At 34.1% G+C, this 17,222-nt stretch carries 14 protein-coding genes, 1 other RNA gene and 1 pseudogene; 3 read left to right on the top strand and 13 right to left on the bottom strand.

The window, feature by feature from the left end:
• Positions 1 to 89 precede the first annotated feature (89 nt).
• The gene (locus ACQ2HF_RS09235; protein ID WP_432410142.1) at positions 90 to 722 is read right to left on the bottom strand and encodes a hypothetical protein; all 633 of its coding nucleotides are present in this window, start codon (positions 720 to 722) and stop codon (positions 90 to 92) included.
• A 128-nt stretch (positions 723 to 850) separates the two neighbouring features.
• Positions 851 to 2,059 carry an NAD(P)-dependent oxidoreductase gene (locus tag ACQ2HF_RS09230; RefSeq protein WP_432413074.1) on the bottom strand — a complete coding sequence of 403 codons (1,209 nt, stop codon included), beginning with the start codon at positions 2,057 to 2,059 and terminating at the stop codon, positions 851 to 853.
• Positions 2,060 to 2,413: 354 nt separating this feature from the next.
• Here ACQ2HF_RS09230 and ssrA point away from each other — a divergent pair.
• Positions 2,414 to 2,813, top strand: a transfer-messenger RNA (tmRNA) gene (ssrA, locus tag ACQ2HF_RS09225).
• Positions 2,814 to 3,049: 236 nt separating this feature from the next.
• Positions 3,050 to 4,300, top strand: a complete 1,251-nt coding sequence (locus ACQ2HF_RS09220) for a site-specific integrase (RefSeq protein WP_432410141.1) — start codon at positions 3,050 to 3,052, stop codon at positions 4,298 to 4,300.
• A 35-nt stretch (positions 4,301 to 4,335) separates the two neighbouring features.
• Here ACQ2HF_RS09220 and ACQ2HF_RS09215 read toward each other — a convergent pair whose 3' ends face one another.
• From ACQ2HF_RS09215 to ACQ2HF_RS09190, 6 genes and pseudogenes are all read right to left on the bottom strand, one after another.
• A complete protein-coding gene (locus ACQ2HF_RS09215; RefSeq protein ID WP_432410140.1) occupies positions 4,336 to 5,691 on the bottom strand; it encodes an ATP-binding protein in 1,356 nt (451 codons plus the stop codon).
• Between the two features lie 688 nt (positions 5,692 to 6,379).
• Complete coding sequence (locus tag ACQ2HF_RS09210; RefSeq protein WP_339839262.1) at positions 6,380 to 6,790, bottom strand: BfmA/BtgA family mobilization protein; 411 nt, start codon at positions 6,788 to 6,790, stop codon at positions 6,380 to 6,382.
• A 797-nt stretch (positions 6,791 to 7,587) separates the two neighbouring features.
• Positions 7,588 to 8,661, bottom strand: coding sequence for a Fic family protein (locus ACQ2HF_RS09205; RefSeq protein WP_432410139.1), 1,074 nt, complete (start codon positions 8,659 to 8,661; stop codon positions 7,588 to 7,590).
• A 221-nt stretch (positions 8,662 to 8,882) separates the two neighbouring features.
• Positions 8,883 to 9,941: an ArsO family NAD(P)H-dependent flavin-containing monooxygenase gene (locus tag ACQ2HF_RS09200; protein WP_432410138.1), complete on the bottom strand. Its 1,059-nt coding sequence runs from the start codon at positions 9,939 to 9,941 to the stop codon at positions 8,883 to 8,885.
• Positions 9,941 to 10,066: pseudogene (locus tag ACQ2HF_RS09195) on the bottom strand (arsenical-resistance protein); the annotation flags it as partial. The gene ACQ2HF_RS09200 and the pseudogene ACQ2HF_RS09195, both read right to left, overlap by 1 nt.
• 186 nt (positions 10,067 to 10,252) lie before the next feature.
• Positions 10,253 to 11,338, bottom strand: coding sequence for a L,D-transpeptidase (locus ACQ2HF_RS09190; protein WP_432410137.1), 1,086 nt, complete (start codon positions 11,336 to 11,338; stop codon positions 10,253 to 10,255).
• Between the two features lie 357 nt (positions 11,339 to 11,695).
• Here ACQ2HF_RS09190 and ACQ2HF_RS09185 point away from each other — a divergent pair, with 357 nt between their 5' ends.
• Entirely contained in the window at positions 11,696 to 14,209 is a 2,514-nt protein-coding gene (locus ACQ2HF_RS09185) for a cation-translocating P-type ATPase (RefSeq protein WP_432410136.1), read from the top strand.
• A 215-nt stretch (positions 14,210 to 14,424) separates the two neighbouring features.
• Here the strand turns inward: ACQ2HF_RS09185 and ACQ2HF_RS09180 are convergent, their stop codons facing one another.
• From ACQ2HF_RS09180 to ACQ2HF_RS09160, 5 genes are all read right to left on the bottom strand, one after another.
• Positions 14,425 to 14,844, bottom strand: coding sequence for a hypothetical protein (locus ACQ2HF_RS09180; RefSeq protein ID WP_432410135.1), 420 nt, complete (start codon positions 14,842 to 14,844; stop codon positions 14,425 to 14,427).
• A 17-nt stretch (positions 14,845 to 14,861) separates the two neighbouring features.
• The gene (locus tag ACQ2HF_RS09175; RefSeq protein WP_432410134.1) at positions 14,862 to 15,137 is read right to left on the bottom strand and encodes a hypothetical protein; all 276 of its coding nucleotides are present in this window, start codon (positions 15,135 to 15,137) and stop codon (positions 14,862 to 14,864) included.
• Positions 15,138 to 15,205: 68 nt separating this feature from the next.
• A complete protein-coding gene (locus ACQ2HF_RS09170) occupies positions 15,206 to 16,018 on the bottom strand; it encodes a DUF6544 family protein (protein WP_432410133.1) in 813 nt (270 codons plus the stop codon).
• A gap of 46 nt (positions 16,019 to 16,064) precedes the next feature.
• The gene (locus ACQ2HF_RS09165) at positions 16,065 to 16,550 is read right to left on the bottom strand and encodes a hypothetical protein (protein WP_432410132.1); all 486 of its coding nucleotides are present in this window, start codon (positions 16,548 to 16,550) and stop codon (positions 16,065 to 16,067) included.
• Entirely contained in the window at positions 16,547 to 17,218 is a 672-nt protein-coding gene (locus ACQ2HF_RS09160) for a DUF6064 family protein (RefSeq protein WP_432410131.1), read from the bottom strand. Before ACQ2HF_RS09160 ends, ACQ2HF_RS09165 begins: the two co-directional genes overlap by 4 nt.
• Positions 17,219 to 17,222 lie beyond the last annotated feature (4 nt).

Below are 17,222 nucleotides of genomic sequence, written 5' to 3'. Positions count from 1 at the left end.
AAATTCTAAAAGAAATAGAACCTCCAAATGATGCCTCAAAAAAAGCCGGTACTAGTACCGGCTTTCTGAAATCCTTACAAAATATTTTTTTAGTTATGTTCACAACCCGACATAATTACCCAACGTTGCAAGACCCCATCATATAGTATTTTCACCATTTGAAATTGCTCTATGGTAATATCATTATTAGCGGCAATTCGGTTCACAGCAGTAGAACCATTGTTTTCTGCTCTCAAGTTTACATCTCCATCTACCGCAAACAGCCAAACGGTATATCCATCTGCTGCTGCAGGACCACCCAATTCACCAACATCAAATCCTGTGATATCAAAATTACCTGTATCATGCTGTAATCTAATTACTGTTTTCCCACCATTTGAACCACCTGGAAAAACTATTAAGCTTACATTATTAGCTTGCCCACCCGAAAATTCTGGCAGGCTACCCAATTCAACTTTTCGCTCAACCGTCTTAATGATGTTATTTTCTAAGTAGACGTTCGTATCTGTAGTAAGTTCTACTATATTACCTTGTTCATCAAGTCCAACAATTTTAGTAGCAATTATATTTTCACCATCCAAGGTTTTACCTTTTGTATTTTTAATTCTTACGGTTCCTTCAATATCTAAAGTAGCTTGTGGATTCGTAGTATTAATCCCTATTTGGGCATATGTGGAGGTACTAAATACTATAATAAGTGTGAAAAATATTAGCTTCTTCATAAATAGTTCAATTTGGAAGCATAAACTTAGTATTTAAACGATTAACAAACAAACTATTGTAAGAATTACTTGTTAAAATAATTCAAATTAACACTAAATTCGTTAAAGAGCTATTTAACAACGATAAACTACACTGTTTCATTCACATAGTCTTTTAAATAATTAAAGCGCTCCGTTAACTTTCCGTCTGCCGTAGTCATTCTAGCACGTTTTAAAATGCCGCGCTCATCACCGTTAAAGAATGCTGGAATAACGTTTTCAATGAACATCTCACCAAAACCTTCACTGGCGTCTTTTGGCAATTCGCAAGGTAAATTATCAACTGCCATCATTGCAATGCTGTTGGGAGAGCCAAAGGGAACTTCGGTTTCGGTTTTTGGATTGTAGCCGTAAAATGGGTCTGCAATGGTGCTGGGACGAATGGTACTCGCTACAGGGCCGTCAATATCGCAAGAAATATCTGCAACCATATTAATTCTGAAATCCTCCCGTTTTGCATCTTCTCTAGTAAATAGATAAGGTGCTCCATTACCATAAAAGTGTCCCGCTATAAAGTAATCGGTCTGAGCTGCGTAGGGCATAAAATTACTTTCATACCCAGATGGGTCTTTGTAAAATGCGTACTTCTCTCCTACTTTCCCGTCTTTGCGTTTGGTGTATTCCATAACGTCTGCCATACAATACACAGGTTCCGTAAATTGGGAAGTGAGATACAAGGCATCGCTTACTTCTTTAATTTTTAAGTGATCCAAAATTTCTTTGGCGCCCTTAGCTACTTTGCCTGTTCCTGTCAATAAAATTTTTATAGCTGGTAGTTTAATTTTATCAAGTTCAGCTTTTACGGCGTCCAGGTCTGGCAGGGTTTCCACTTTAGGAAGCGCAAACAATCCGTCACGAATTCCTAAGGCTCTAAAACCATTATAGGCTCCCACTAATCCTGCATAGCGACCAAAACCAATAAGACGGGCACCACTTTGCTTCACGATAGTTTCGTGGTCGTACATTTCAATGTTTTTTTCCAGCATCGTCACGAGCAATTTCCTGTTATACGGTTGCTTCTTGATGGTATGGCTGAAATAGAAATATTTTTTACCCGGGATAAGTGCATCCACTGGTACTTCTTTTACACCCAGCATGACGTCTGCTTCTGAAACGTCTTCCTTCACTTCAAATCCTGCGTCTTTATATGTTTGATCTGAAAAAATCCTGATAGCACTAGATTCAACAATAAACCGGGCATCGGGAAACTTTTCTGAAGCTTCTTTTAGGGCTGAAGGTGAAAAAACGACACGACGATCTGGCGGGTTTTTACGTTCTTTTATGATAGCGAAGGTAATAGGCATTTGGAATACTTTTTGAATAGTTACTAATGAACCACGAAGATACTATTATTCTTGTATCTTTGCGATCCCTTTTCGGGTAAGGATTGAGGCTTTGTTGAAGCTCTTGCCGCAGCCGGAAAGGTGCGGAAAAGCGACTGCCGAAAGCCTGGTGCTTTTTGACGGCAGGAAAATAGCAACCCGCCTCCTCGATACAATGCTGTAAAAAAAACAGCATTACTCGGAGACCTTAGTGTTTGCAAATAGTATTAATTTGTTCTTTGAAAAAATTTCAGAATTCAAAATTTTAGTATGTGTAGTTATTAGTTTACAAACTAATAACTGCGTACTGAATACTGATTACTGAAAACCGGGGCCGACTGGTTTTGACAGCGGGTCTTGTGGTATGGTAAGCATGTAGAGCGCTGGGAAACAGCTCTTAAATCTCATTTTTCACACTTTTTAAACGGCGAGAATAACTACGCCCTAGCTGCATAATCCGAATTATAGTAGGATTACGCCTCGGCCTACAAGGTAGGTAAGCAGGAAGTCACTCAAACACCTTGGTTTACGGTTTTTGATATAGTGACTTCGTAAAAGTAAACCTATTGGGAATAGTGCCTTGATATTCCTGAGACACTTAATTGAGGATAAGGAGTGCGTTGGTAGTTTTTGACCGGCAATCTCACGAAAATTTAAATAAAAACTAAACATGTAGAAAGCTATAACTCAGCACGTTTGGACGAGGGTTCGAATCCCTCCGGCTCCACTTTTTGACTACCAAGTCAACCCAAAAACCCTGTAAATCTATGATTTACAGGGTTTTTCATTTTTACTGATATCATTTAATGGCAAATAATACCCTATAAAAAGTCACCTATTCGACACCTATTTTTAAATTGCAAAAGTGGTGTCGATTGCTCTGTAACTAATTGATTTAATGTTAAATATAAAATTGTGCTCGTTAGTTTTTCATACCTTTATTTGGTATTGATCGACACCTATTTTATGAACACAACATTCTCAACTCTTTTTTACCTCAAGGATGAGCGAAAAGATAAAAACGGAAAAGCTGGCTTATACCTAAGAATAACAGTAGATGGCAAGCGATCAACTATCAGTTTACACCGAAAAATAGATCCTGAAAAATGGGATTCCCGGATGAATAAGATGAAGGGAAAAGGAACAGAAGCTGAAGAATTGAGCACTCTTATGACAAATATTCTTCATAAGATAAATCGGATTCAAAATAAGCTTATTGACAAAGGTGACCCATTTACTTCAAAAGACATCAAAGACCTTTATCTCGGCAAAAAAGAAAAGCCGAAAATGCTCCTCGAAGTTTTTGACGAGCATAACAAACAGATGGAGAAATTGATCGGTATTGAATTTGCGCTCGGAACTTACAAACGCTATTTCACTACCAGAAATCATATTTATGAATATGTAAAAGAAGCCTATGGCAAAGAGGATATTCCCGTTAGAGATATAAATCTGAAATTTATCCGGGGTTTCGAATATTACTTAAAAGAGAAAAAGGCGTGTAATCATAACTCCTCTTTAAAGTATGTCAATAATTTTAAAAAGATCATTCGGATTGCTGTGGGTAATGAATGGATTACTAAAGATCCTTTTTACAACTACAAGATCAAGTTTAAAACGGTTGAGCGGGAATTTCTCACGAAAGAAGAATTGCAATCCCTGGCAGAACAAGAAATGAATTGGGACCGATTGGCCGTTGTGCGGGATATGTTTGTGTTCTGTTGTTATACTGGGCTTGCATACATTGACATTCAGAAGCTGAATGCCGACAACATTGTTACAGACATTGATGGAAATCTTTGCATCCAAGCCAAACGAACCAAAACCAAAACGAAATTAGTCATTCCCCTACTCCCTCCTGCCGTTGCTATTTTGGAGCGATATCAAGATAATCCAAAAGTATTGAATGGGGATTGTGTGCTCCCAGTTTTGAGCAATCAGAAGTCCAATGCCTATCTCAAGGAAATAGCATTGCTCTGCGGCATTAAAAAGAATCTTACCACCCATTTAGCCCGTCATACGTTTGCCACCACCGTAACCCTTACCAATGGTGTTCCTCTGGAAACTGTAGGCAAAATGTTGGGGCATAAAAATCTACGGACTACGCAGCATTATGCTAAAATCGTAGACCGAAAAGTGAATGAGGATATGAAGGCTTTACAGGAAAAAATGGCGGCTGACAAAAAAAAAGAGAATACAAAGAATCGTGAAAATTAGTAATTGTTACGTCTATTTTATTTTGGAAAGGTTTTCTAATAGTTGTTGATGAAATAGGTAATATATTCAGGCAGTTTAGTACCCAAATAATATGGCAAATTCATGAGTTTGTAAAATTTATTTTGTTTTGGTGTACTGTGTTCTTCAACATTAAAGTTGCCAGCATACATACGTATTGCATAATGGTGATTGGTACGTTCTATAAATTCATGCAAAGACTTTAACGTACCCGTTGGACCTGATTTAATTTCGATAGGAATAATTTTGTCTTGATATTGAATTACCAAATCCACTTCTGATGATGCTTGTGCCTTTTCACGTACCCAAAAATGTGGTTTGTGATTATTGATAGTGTTTAACGATAGCACTTCCTGTGTAATGATATGCGGAATGATGGCTCCTTTGTAACTATTACTTAAATCATCAAGTGCTAATAATTCGGCTTGAATCTTTAAATCGTGATTAATGAGTCCTGTATCTAAAAACTGTAATCTTGGAGATTTTTTTATATCTGGTTTTATTGGCACTTCTAAATCAGTTGATGGATAGATTAATTGAATAATTTTGGCATCATCCAAATTTCGAAAGGCTTCACTAACTTCTCGGGAACGATAATTAGAATTTCCAAAGTTTTGAAATTTTATTCGTTGATCTACATATAAATGGGCAACATCCATAATATGTTTAATTACCTTTCGTTCGGTATCGTTAGATGTGTATTTTTCGACATCGTTTTTATACGTCGCCCAAATACTTTCGTACACTTTCGGCAAATCTGCAATACCTTTATTTAATAGGTATGCTTTAACAATTTCCGGCATACCACCAATAATTGTATAGGTATTAAACAAGTCTAGCAAGGTGGTATGAGCATATTCCTTTATTGGAATTTGATTTATTTGCTCAAACGCTTGTTGTTGCTCAATAGCTGATAAAAACTCTGAAAAATTTAGTGGATGTAAATACAAAAATTCCACTCTGCCTACTGGAAAGCTTTTTACTTGTTGCATTGCAAACTCCAATAAGGAACCAGCAGCTATGACATGTAATTCTGGAATCTCTTCATAAAAATAACGTAGTAATTGAATAGCTTTGGGAGATTCCTGAATTTCGTCAATAAAAAGTAACATACTAGCTGTAGCATCATTAGAAATATTATTCTCAAAAAATAAGGCGTCTTTTATAGTATTAACATCGTCATAATCATCAAAAAATCGAAGGTCTTTAGGCTTTTCAAGATTTAATAAAATGCTGTTTGTAAATGTTTTAGCAAAATCTTTGACTAAAGTCGTTTTTCCAACCTGTCTTGCGCCCCTTAAAATTAAAGGTTTCTGGTTGGAAGACTCTTTCCATTGTATCAAATACTTGTTTATGTGTCTTTTAAAGTTCAATCCTATTAAATTTGTTATATAATAAGGGCAAATATATAATTATTTTGTAATATAATAAGGGGTGTTACATCAATATATTGTAACATAATAAGGGGTATTTCATTACTTATGGCCTTGCATTGGAAACTGTGGGCAAAATGTTGGGGCATAAAAATCTACGGACTACGCAGCATTACGCAAAAATCGTAGACCGAAAAGTGAATGAGGTTATGAAAGCTTTACAGGAAAAAATGGCGGCTGATAAGATAAAGAAGATCGTAAAAAAAGTAAGAGATAAGAACCATAAAATTTAGAGCCATTTAGTTCACTTTAACTGTCCTTTAAGAAGTACACTTTTGGGACTACTATCGGGACGGCACCGTCCCAAATCTAGGACAACTACTGGACAAGCATTGGTATCTGTAAATAAACAATATCAAACATATAAAACACAAAAGGGCTGGCAGCCAAATATTTTATTTTTCTAAAGAGTAGTCTTAAACAATTTCTATTTGAAGAATAATTAATTACATCAATTTTAAAGTGGTTTTTAAAAACACCAATGAACTTTTATAGCTTTGCTAAACAAGTTGTCATTCTATTAAAAAACACTCGCCTAAACATCCTTAAAATCAATATTTCTCAACGCGCACAAGGCTTCATAGCATTTGGTGTGCTTTGATTTAATTTGAGGCCTTCAATCTGCTTCTTAAACTTCGCTTTCGTTTTTCAAATCAATACCGCTTTTTTCTCCAAAATGGTTCTTGACTTCTTTCTTAAACCGTTTCTTTTCTAATAGTAGCGGTTTCTTTTTAGGTTCGTCTACCATAAAAAGAGCTTGCAACATTGCCAATGTCGGTTTTGTCTGCGTTTTTTCGATGTCTTTTATAATGGCAATTAGTGTATTGATTCTTTTCTTAAACAAATTTTCAGTTGCCTTTAAATTTGGTTTCAAATCATCCTCTGGAGAAAGTCCGTTTTCATCAAAAAATTCCAACATCAAAAGCAATGTCATTGATTGCGATTTTGAAATCGACTTGCAGTATTTTTTGAATTTCTTCGCCACAGAGCTCTTAATGCTCAGGCTTTGAAATAGCTCTTTTTCATATCCTTTATCCATTTTTTCGTGAAAAATTTGTTGATTTTACTAGGCTGCCGAGGTTTTTCCGTGAAAAATAAATTGAAACCGCCTAATCGAAACCATTTAAAATACTGAAAATCAGTATTTTAAAAATATGTAACATCGCATCGCGTGTTACCCTCTTGCTATTCGATACCTTCATTTCATTTCAGGATCTTCATACTTTTCAACAAACGCTGAAAAGCTTTATTAGGCAACTTTGATTCTGATATTTTTAAACATTTCAATGAAGTTAAATAATTTTAACCAACTAATAATCATAGAATTAAACTAATTTAATAATCCATTTTGGATGGTCATATTTGATGTAATTTGATTTACTTTCCCTTTTAAAATCACATACTTATTATATCTTGAGCGTTTTCCTTTTCTTTTGATATGGAATTCTATGTTCCCATATTATTACTGATTTCATTTATAGTAAAATGATACAGAGTAGCGTTCATTTCAATTTCATTCACTTACTTCCCATAGCGCCATCGCCGTTACCTTTTCGGTAACCCACACTAAAATTATGAACGAGTAAGAACTTATAAAAGAGAGCTTGTCCTGAATACTTTGCCCTTTCTCAGCATAAATTATATTGAATTGCGAGCGAACGGTTATGCAGTTTGTCTCGGGCAGAATTTTAAACTTTGTGGAGTAAAAGGTTGGGGTACCTTTTTGCTGGGCGAACGCTGTCGTTTTTTCTGCGACTGGGTTCAAGATAGTGTAGTGAACCGCTTTTCTCGGAATGCAGCTTTTCGCGAAATGTAGAGAAATGGGGTGGAACGGGATTATTTTTTCAAAACTTCAACCAATTTCACATTCAAATATAGGTTCTCCACTCCTACTTTCTGTGATTTTAGGATTCCAATTCTTTCAAGTTCATTTAAATATTCGGCAGCGGTTTGTCGCTTTGCAATACCGCTATCTACTAAGTATTTTACTTTACAATAGGGCTGTTCAAATAACAGTTCAATTAACTCTTTGGAATAGACACGCGTGGGTAGATTTTCTTTTGCTATCAGAATTGTTTCTTGCATCAACTGGTTAATGGAGTTTATTTTATTTAAAGTATATTGAGCAGTTTCTTCTATACCTTTTAGCATAAAGAGAATCCAAGTTTCCCAGGCCGACTTTTCTGTAACATTTCTAAGATTTGTATAATAGTCATTTTTATTCTCGATGATGTATTTACTCAAATAAAGAATTGGTGTATCTAAAAGTCCTTTCTCGACGATATATAGCATATTAATTACCCTCCCTGTTCTACCATTACCATCAAAGAAAGGATGTATGGCTTCAAATTGGTAATGCATTATAGCCAACTTAATAAGAGAATCGATATCATTTTCTGTGTGAATAAAATCTTCAAGGTTCTTTAATAGATTTCGAATTACTGCTTCACCTTCTGGCGGGGTATATATCGTTTTATTATTACTTGTTATAGTAGTTCCTGGTGCATTTCTTATACTAGAACCGTTCTCCTTTATCGTCTGTACAATCTTAATAAATGAATTAGTCGATAGGGGTCTTTTATTCAAATCATTATAACCTTCCCAAAGTGCTTGGCGATACCTTAAAACTTCTTTGGTCTGCGCATCTGTTGAAGAAATATTAGAAGAGAATGCTTTGTATAGTGTATCCTGAGTCGTCACAATATTTTCAATTTCGGAACTGTCCTTCGCCTCTTGCAATGTAACGGCGTTAACAAGCATTGACTGATTGGGAATTTCATCTGCCCTTCCTTTTAGCTCTGCCAGTATTTTGTTGGAAGCTATCGCCTGTTTTAGTATCTTTTTCGTTTCTACCTCAACATTAGGGGGCAAAAATGGGAGTTCATTATATGGTTTTTCAGGATGGTACATAGTATCGACATTTAGAAGTAACTATGTCGAAGGCATCGACATATTACAAATATATGTCGAAATATTTTAATTTTATCGACATATATAGTTTTTGTCTATGTTCATTCAATTTGAGTGTTCATTGTCACTAAACGTTATTAACTAACGAACAATTGGATTTATACTAAAATCTACAAGGCAATCATTCTACCCAAAAGCCCAAAATAAACCCAAGAGTTGATTTAATTTATGTGTTTTGATAGTGCTTCGGTAATTTCTTTTACGGTTTGTCTGGCAGTTTTACCAACCCCATAAATTGTTGCAGAGGCAAATCCTGTCCAATTTCCATAACCAACTAGCCATAGATTAGGCTCTTTTAACGAACGGGTATTTTTAGTCGCTATTTTTTTATTTTCAACAATACCTAAAGGTTCTAGATGTTTTAAATTGGCACGAAAGCCTGTGCACCAAATAACGGCATCAAATGGTTCTTTTGTTTCATCATCCCAAATGACTCCGTTTTCGTAAAATTCCTTGAAGGGACGGACCGCTTGTAACACATTTCTGGTTCGTGCGTCTTTTACACTTTCAATCATTACAATGTTTGATAGGGAAATACTGTGACTTACATTTTTCTTGTCATCCAGTTTACCCAAGAATTTTTGAGTTGCTGCATCAAAAAGATATCGGCCATCAATGTCGTCTGGAAGAAAACTAGGCTCTTTTAGTGTAATCCATTTGGTCTTTGCTACTTTAGAAACTTCGGCTAATATTTGCGCTCCTGAATTTCCACCTCCTACAATAAGAACACTTTTTCCCTTAAAATCATCTGCATTCCTGTAGTTGGCAGAATGGATTTGTGCACCGATAAAAGCTGCGTTTTGAGAATATTCTGGCACAAAAGGATTTCTTGCTGTTCCTGTGGCACTTACTAGGGTTTTGGAATAAAAAATACCTGTATTTGTTTTAATCTTGAAAAGCCCTTGTTTCTTTTCAACTTGCATAACCTCAGTTGGTCTAAGTATATTGAAACCATACCGTTTTTCATAGGCTGATACGTAACTTACAAATTCTGCTTTCGTAGGATATTCTTCTTTACTTTTAGGCATTGCCCAACCCGATAAGGAACTATAGTTGGAAGGAGAAAATAATTTTAGGCTGTCCCAGGTTTGTAACCAAGAACCACCAGCTTCTAGTTGATTGTCCAATAACAAATAATCCAACTCACTTCTTCTTAAAAAATATGCTATGGATAACCCTGCTTGTCCACCACCAATTATTATAACGTCATATACTTTCATTAGTAAAATAGTTTTTTTCGTAACCAAAATGAAACTTGCGCCAATAAAATCAATGCCGGAACTTCCACAAACGAATCTATAACTCCCGCAAAAGCTCGTCCCGAATTGAGCCTGAAAACTGCAATTGGACTTAATAAATAGAGAACAATCTGCATTGGAAAAACTCCTTCATTGTAGTTTTTAAAAACGACTAAAAATTGTTCTGATGTGAATGGTGGATCTATCTTTATATTTTTAATATATCCTGGAATCAATTAAATAGGAGTGTCAATTATGAAAAAATAGCCCCTTATTTTAAACGGAATATTGGATCAATTTAAAGAACCACAATCGCAAACGCTAATAGGTTTCCCATCACTCGTTTTTAAAGTTGCTTCAATTGCCTCTTTTGTATACGTTTTGTTTTCAAAACCGGGATAAATATTTGCAAATTGGATGTCATTGCCTTCATCATCATTTCCCTGTAAGTCGTATCTAAATATTACTTTGGTGTTTAATGGCGCATAATAATACACAAACCAAGCATCAGATTCCCTTAGCCCAACACAACCATTAGAATATGCCTTCCCTAAAGTAGCCATATTGGTTGTAGGGTGAATAAGTTGCCCAAATCGAATTCCATTTATCTCTGGCTCTATCCAAGGTATTGCTGGCAGTTTGGTCACCTTACCATCGTCTCTATTTGTTACATAATACCTGTGATTGTTTTTAGGATTAATAAAAAGAGGTTTTTTATTTACTCTAATAATTTTTCCAACACCTGGCTTTGTACGCATATCTACTTCACCTTTGGCCATTGCCAAATAACGTTTGTTGTTTTGCCCAACACGCACTGGAAATTTATATAGTTCTTTACCATTCTCAATAATTCGTAGTCTGAATTCTGGAATATTAAGATCTAAATAGGTATTTGCCATACGTTCCCTTATTTTTTGGGTTTGTGTGGAATCTGGAACAACCAATATTTGTCCTTTGTGTAGTGCTAATAAAGCTTGGGAATCTTCATTAAAAATTCCTTTTTCTGCAAGGTAATAGTAATCCGTATTTGCCAAAGTATCTAATATCCAAGGATTAGATCTTACTATTATATACTCGTCAATTAGGTAATCGTTTATTTTGTTGTGTGCGTCAACCAAACTATCCATCCATTTAAAATATATACGTATAGGAACATCTTTATTTACAATTATTGATTGTTTAAAATTAGGCTCGTTTAAGACACTGTCTTTTTTAATGAGTTGTTCGGTAACAGTAACCGAATCTTCTAAAACAAAAGTTTTCTTTTTTGCATCTGCACAACCAGTGATACAAGTAATTAAAAGTAAACTTATTAAAATGAGTTGAAACCTGAGGTTATTGATAAAATATGTAAGTCTTGTAGGCAGTTTTGTTTTCATTTTCTATGATCTTTTTAAAGCCCTAAAATAGACTTATAAAGCATATTTAGAAATGATATTTATCAGTATAGATATTTACTTTTTATAAGAGCTATAATATTGCTTTTTAAAAGTATAGAAGATGATTAATCCTACATTATAATATAACAAAACTCTTTCAAAACAATAGGGTCTATATGTTAAGCAGTAGCGTGATATTTTGTTAATAATTCTCAAACGAAATTATTCTTAAGTTTTAAGGATGGGTGATATATATCATTTTCTAAATTATAGGTTCAAATTACTTTTACAGAGACTATTATTTAATAAAAACAAAAAATAATACCCTAAACAATTAATAACTAGCAAATAATTCAAATGTCCAACAAAACCTACAATATAAAAGGTTTAACCCAAAATCAGGTAATCGAGGCAAGAGCAAAGCACGGTCAAAACATATTAAATTTTAAGAAAGAAAGCGGATTTTTATATGCCTTAAAAAATCTAATTAAAGAACCAATGGTAATTCTGCTGTTGGTTACGTCCTCTATATACTTTATTACCGGAAATACTGGTGATGGTATTTTTTTAGCATTGGCCATTGTCTTGGTTTCTGCAATTTCTTTATATCAGGATTCTCGGAGCAGGAATGCTCTAGAGAAGTTAAAAAACTTTACACAACCCAATTGCAAGGTAATTAGAGATGGTAAGCTAACTGAAATTAAAAGTGAGGAATTGGTTATTGGAGATAGTATGATGGTGGAAGAAGGCACTACAATTCCAGCAGATGGACTTATTGTGCATTCGAATGATTTTTCGGTTAATGAATCCATCCTTTCTGGCGAATCTTTTTCTGTCTATAAAAATCAAACGGAAGGCAAAAATCTAATTTATGCAGGTTCGATGATAGCCACTGGATTAGCTATTGCAACCGTGACCAAAATTGGTAATGAAACTAAACTAGGTACAATAGAAAAAAGCCTTGAAGATGTAGTACAAGAAAAGACACCCTTAGAACAGCAAATCAACAATTTTGTAAAGAAAATGGTCATTGCCGGTGTTATCATTTTCGCAGTTGTTTGGGCTATAAATTATTTTAAATCTTATAACGTATTAGACAGTCTGCTTAAAGCACTTACCCTTGCAATGAGCATCTTGCCAGAAGAAATTCCAGTTGCATTTACAACCTTTATGGCGATGGGAGCTTGGAGACTTATGAAAATGGGAGTTGTCGTGAAGCAAATGAAAACAGTGGAAACCTTGGGTAGCGCCACTGTGATTTGCACAGATAAAACAGGGACAATCACAGAAAACAAAATGAGTCTTGCAAAGCTCTATAGTGCTGAAAGCAAAAGAATTATTTCAATTGAAAAGGAAATAAATATAGATGAAAAAGAACTCATACGCATTGCAATGTGGGCAAGTGAGCCTATTCCATTCGACCCAATGGAAATAGCTTTACATAAAAGTTATAGTACGTTTTTCAAGAATGATGAAAGACTTACCTATAAAATGTTTCATGAATATCCTTTGGATGGCAAACCACCAATGATGACGCATATTTTTCAGGATGATTCCTGTAATAGAATTATCGCCGCTAAAGGAGCACCAGAGGCAATACTAAATGTATCACATCTTACCCTTTTTCAAAAACAAGAAATTGAACAAACCATAAATATTTTAGCTGCAGATGGTTACAGAGTATTAGGAGTAGCTGAGGCTAATTTTAAAGATGATGATTTTCCAACAAAGCAACAAGATTTTCATTTTTCTTTTAAAGGACTGGTAGCCTTTTATGATCCACCAAAACAAAACATTCAATCTGTTTTTGAAGATTTCAATACTGCTGGAATTACAGTAAAGATAATTACCGGAGATAATGAAGCTACGACTCTAGCCATTGCAAAACAAATTGATTTTAAAGGGTATGAAAAGAGTATTTCGGGCGATGCGTTAATGAAATTGTCAGATTCAGAACTACAAAGTAAAGTTTCAGAAATTCAAATATTTACAAGAATGTTCCCAGATGCAAAACTTAAAATCATCAACGCCCTAAAGTCAAAAGGTGAAATCGTTGCTATGGTAGGTGATGGTGTAAATGATGGTCCAGCATTAAAAACTGCACATATTGGAATTGCAATGGGTAAAAAAGGTACTGAAATAGCTAAAGATGCTGCGTCTCTTATTTTGGTTGAAGATGATTTATCAAAAATGGTAGATGCTGTGGCAATGGGTAGAAAAATTTATACCAATCTTAAAAAGGCTATTCAATATATAATATCGATTCATATCCCAATAATTCTAACGGTATTCATTCCCCTGGTATTGGGGTGGATTTACCCTAACATCCTATCTCCTGTTCATATTATTTTATTGGAATTGATAATGGGACCAACGTGTTCTATTGTTTATGAAAACGAACCTATGGAAAAAATTGCTATGCATCAAAAACCACGACCTGTAACGGCTAATTTTTTTAATTGGAAAGAACTTACAACAAGTGTCTTACAAGGCTTAATGATAACTTTAGGTGTTCTTATTGTGTACCAATATGCAGTATCAAAGGGTTACAACGAGTACATTACAAGAACGATGGTGTTTATAGTTCTAATGTCTGCCAATATTTTTCTAACCTTTGTGAATCGGTCTTTCTACTATTCGGTTTTTACTACGTTAAAATACAAGAATAAATTAGTTCCACTTGTAATTGGAATTACAATTATTATTTCAACATTACTACTATTTGTAAAACCACTCAACCAATTTTTTGAATTTGAAATTTTAGATGTTTCACTCATATTTATAAGCATTGGTATTGGGTTTTTATCAGTTATTTGGTATGAAGTGATAAAACTGGGAAAACGAATCAATCAAAAAATAGTGAATAAATAAGAATTTGGGATATTAACAATCATTTTCTCTTTATCGTAACTTCAGAATAACATTTCACTTATAGATTTATGAATATGTTTTTGATGAATTTCTTTTTAAATTACCCATAGCTAAATGAAAAGGGGTTTATTGAAAATGAAGCTTACTGTCAAGTACTCTTGTTACTGTTTCTCCATTCCAAAAGAACACTTAAATTCTATTCTAAAACATCCATTTTATCCCAACATCTTCAAACCAATCATTCCAACTAAAAATCCAAAACACGCTCCAAGTGCTGGAATCCAATTTTTTTTCATACTTGACAAAGGCGCTATATCCTGAAAAATAAGGTAAATAATTCCACCCGAAGAGAAATTCATAAGTGCTCCAATTGCCATAGGCATACTTGATAAAAAGTAATACCCTGCAAGTGCTGACACAACGCCCAAAAAACTCAAGAGAAATAGAATTATTAAACATTTTCTAACAGAATAACTAGATTTCAGATCTTGATATGCGTTGAAAGCTTCAGGGAAATTCTGAATACCAATAATGATTGCCAATAATATTCCTAATTGTGGATTCTGTGAAAACACAGCACCCATTGCAATAGATTCAGGCACAAAATCAGAAAGCATTCCCAGCAGCTGCGCCATTGTGCCTCCTTTCTTCTCTATATATCGATCAATAAAAAGAATGTGATGGCACCTATGAGAAAGCATATTGACATAGAGATTAACGAAAGCGGACGCATTCCTTCAGGAATCAGAACCAGTGCTACTGCAGCTAATAATATCCCACCTCCAAACGCGATGGAGCCGTGTATAATTTCTGCCTTTACTAATCCGGCTTTAAAGTAAATACCAAAATAATGAGATAACAATCCACCTAAAAAAATAGTCGATCCAGAGAGCAAAGCGTAAATCACTAATGTTTGTAATTCTGTCATATCAAAGGTTAAACACTTTGTATTATATTGAGATTAGGATTTTAGCTAGCTGTTACCTTATATAACAGTTAAAATTTTTCAGGTTTATTGTATTCAACTTCTGTGATATTAAATTTCGCATAACTGAAATCTCCTTTCTCTAGTCGCCATAAGACATCAAAGGCTGTGGGTATTAATACATTATTCATTTCTTTGTAATTTGTTGCTTTTATTACCCAAGTTTCTAAACCTTTGTCGCCCATATAACGTTTTGTTTCAAGCTCGGTTAGTTCGCCAATTTCATTAAAAGTAACCCTGAAAAACAATGACATCTCCTTGTAATTGAATGTTAGTTTTGCGGAATTTTGATCAATAGGAGACCATTTTAAATTCTTACTGGGTAAAAAATTTGTGGGATATAGTACACTTTCTCCAAGCCATCGAAGTAATTCTCCTTCATTGTATTTTTCGCCTTTTGCATCGGCAACAGTATACACGGAAAATAGTGTGGCAATAAGTCTGCCTTTGTCTGAAATATACATATCTCGGGCAATAAACATTGATGTTGTGCCTTTCCAAATAAAGCCTGGCTTTTCTATGGTTGCATATTGTTCCCCCGTTATATTAATCCAACCTTTATCAAGGTCTGTTTTAAATTTTCCATCGTGTTTAATTCTTGCATAACTTATATAGGGTTGCCCGTCTTTTAAAATATGGTTGAAATAGCGTTGAACAGGTTCAGGCAAACTGTCCAATTGTCTTTTTTGGAATGTTTGGTCGGATATATTCTTTGATTGCGTAAAAAGTTCTTTTACTTGATTATTGAATTTTATGGACAAATTTATTTTACCAATAATTAGGATTATAAATAGAAGGCCCAATAATATGAGTGCAATTATCATAAGTTTATTTTGCTTTATTAATATCAATGAATGATTAAAATTTTAATTAATGTGTTCTAAAATAAATGAGATAGGTATGCCAATTATGAAAAATCAGGAATATAATTACGACTAAAAAATACAACCACCTTTTGTATGGGATATTAAAAAACAATGAATTTCCAATAAAGCCAATACCAACTAACCATAATAATGGAGTGTATGCAGGAGCCAACAAACCCCATACACTATTGCTCCAGTCAGTAGCTGGTAAAAACATTAGAATAATCCATCCAGCAAAATATAATAAGACGCCAACAACATACAACAGCACACCATTCTTTTGCTTGTTGGTTATAATTTTTAGGGGTATTAAGGAAATGAATACAAACATCACTATCCTTGAAATATTTTCTCCATATGTTATAAAAGATGGAATAGCCTTACAGAATATTTCAGGTTGAAAAGCTTTGGGCAGTCTATCCGTAAAAATATAGTCCCATAATAAAATAGGGATAGTTAATAAGAAACCATTGAAAAAATATTTTTTCATTGGCCTGTATTATTTATAATCCGTTTGTTTTTAGATAATATTCTGTTTCGATATATCAACAATGCTGTTGTAATTAAACTTGCCACTATTAAAGCTGTATCTTCTAGCATACCAAATTGAAAGGCAGCCGTAAAACCTATAATTGACCAAACAAATGGAATGATAAGAATTGGAAGTGGACATTTTTTAATATTTAATAAAAGGACCCCAAAAGTGAAAATAGTAGTTGGACAAGGCAAACCAAATGTTGGTGAAGATGGATAAATATGTCTAAAGAAAAACCCTGCAATAGGATAAAGAATCAATGCAAATACAATTAAAATAATTCCTGTAATCCCATAGATATCTTTTCTAAAACCGAAAGAAAGTTTATTTTCAAAAACACCAGAAACTAAAAATAAAATTCCCTGAACAATAAATAATCCACCAAATAAATATGCAGCTTTATTTATGGCAGTGAAATATAGTATATGGTAAATAATTCCCATCCACAACCATAAAAAGGAAAGTATGATACTGATAATTTTATCAGATTTTTCATTTGGTTTTATTACAAAATATATTACAACAGCACTAATTAAGTATAAAACTAGCTGCATTGGAAAAACTCCCTCATTGTAGTTTTTAAAAACGGCTAAAAATTGTTCTAATGTGAATGGCGGTTTCATTGCT

The sequence above is a fragment of the Rasiella sp. SM2506 genome (assembly GCF_050859505.1).
GTDB lineage: Bacteria > Bacteroidota > Bacteroidia > Flavobacteriales > Flavobacteriaceae > Marinirhabdus.
This window is presented reverse-complemented; position numbering and strand designations above follow the sequence as displayed.

Coding starts and splice junctions, on each gene's coding strand:
- ACQ2HF_RS09220 (WP_432410141.1), top strand. CDS start 3,050: ATGAACACAACATTCTCAACTCTTTTTTACCTCAAGGATGAGCGAAAA.
- ACQ2HF_RS09190 (WP_432410137.1), bottom strand. CDS start 11,338: ATGAAAACAAAACTGCCTACAAGACTTACATATTTTATCAATAACCTC.
- ACQ2HF_RS09210 (WP_339839262.1), bottom strand. CDS start 6,790: ATGGATAAAGGATATGAAAAAGAGCTATTTCAAAGCCTGAGCATTAAG.
- ACQ2HF_RS09180 (WP_432410135.1), bottom strand. CDS start 14,844: ATGGCGCAGCTGCTGGGAATGCTTTCTGATTTTGTGCCTGAATCTATT.
- ACQ2HF_RS09205 (WP_432410139.1), bottom strand. CDS start 8,661: ATGTACCATCCTGAAAAACCATATAATGAACTCCCATTTTTGCCCCCT.
- ACQ2HF_RS09160 (WP_432410131.1), bottom strand. CDS start 17,218: ATGAAACCGCCATTCACATTAGAACAATTTTTAGCCGTTTTTAAAAAC.
- ACQ2HF_RS09165 (WP_432410132.1), bottom strand. CDS start 16,550: ATGAAAAAATATTTTTTCAATGGTTTCTTATTAACTATCCCTATTTTA.
- ACQ2HF_RS09185 (WP_432410136.1), top strand. CDS start 11,696: ATGTCCAACAAAACCTACAATATAAAAGGTTTAACCCAAAATCAGGTA.
- ACQ2HF_RS09175 (WP_432410134.1), bottom strand. CDS start 15,137: ATGACAGAATTACAAACATTAGTGATTTACGCTTTGCTCTCTGGATCG.
- ACQ2HF_RS09235 (WP_432410142.1), bottom strand. CDS start 722: ATGAAGAAGCTAATATTTTTCACACTTATTATAGTATTTAGTACCTCC.
- ACQ2HF_RS09200 (WP_432410138.1), bottom strand. CDS start 9,941: ATGAAAGTATATGACGTTATAATAATTGGTGGTGGACAAGCAGGGTTA.
- ACQ2HF_RS09170 (WP_432410133.1), bottom strand. CDS start 16,018: ATGATAATTGCACTCATATTATTGGGCCTTCTATTTATAATCCTAATT.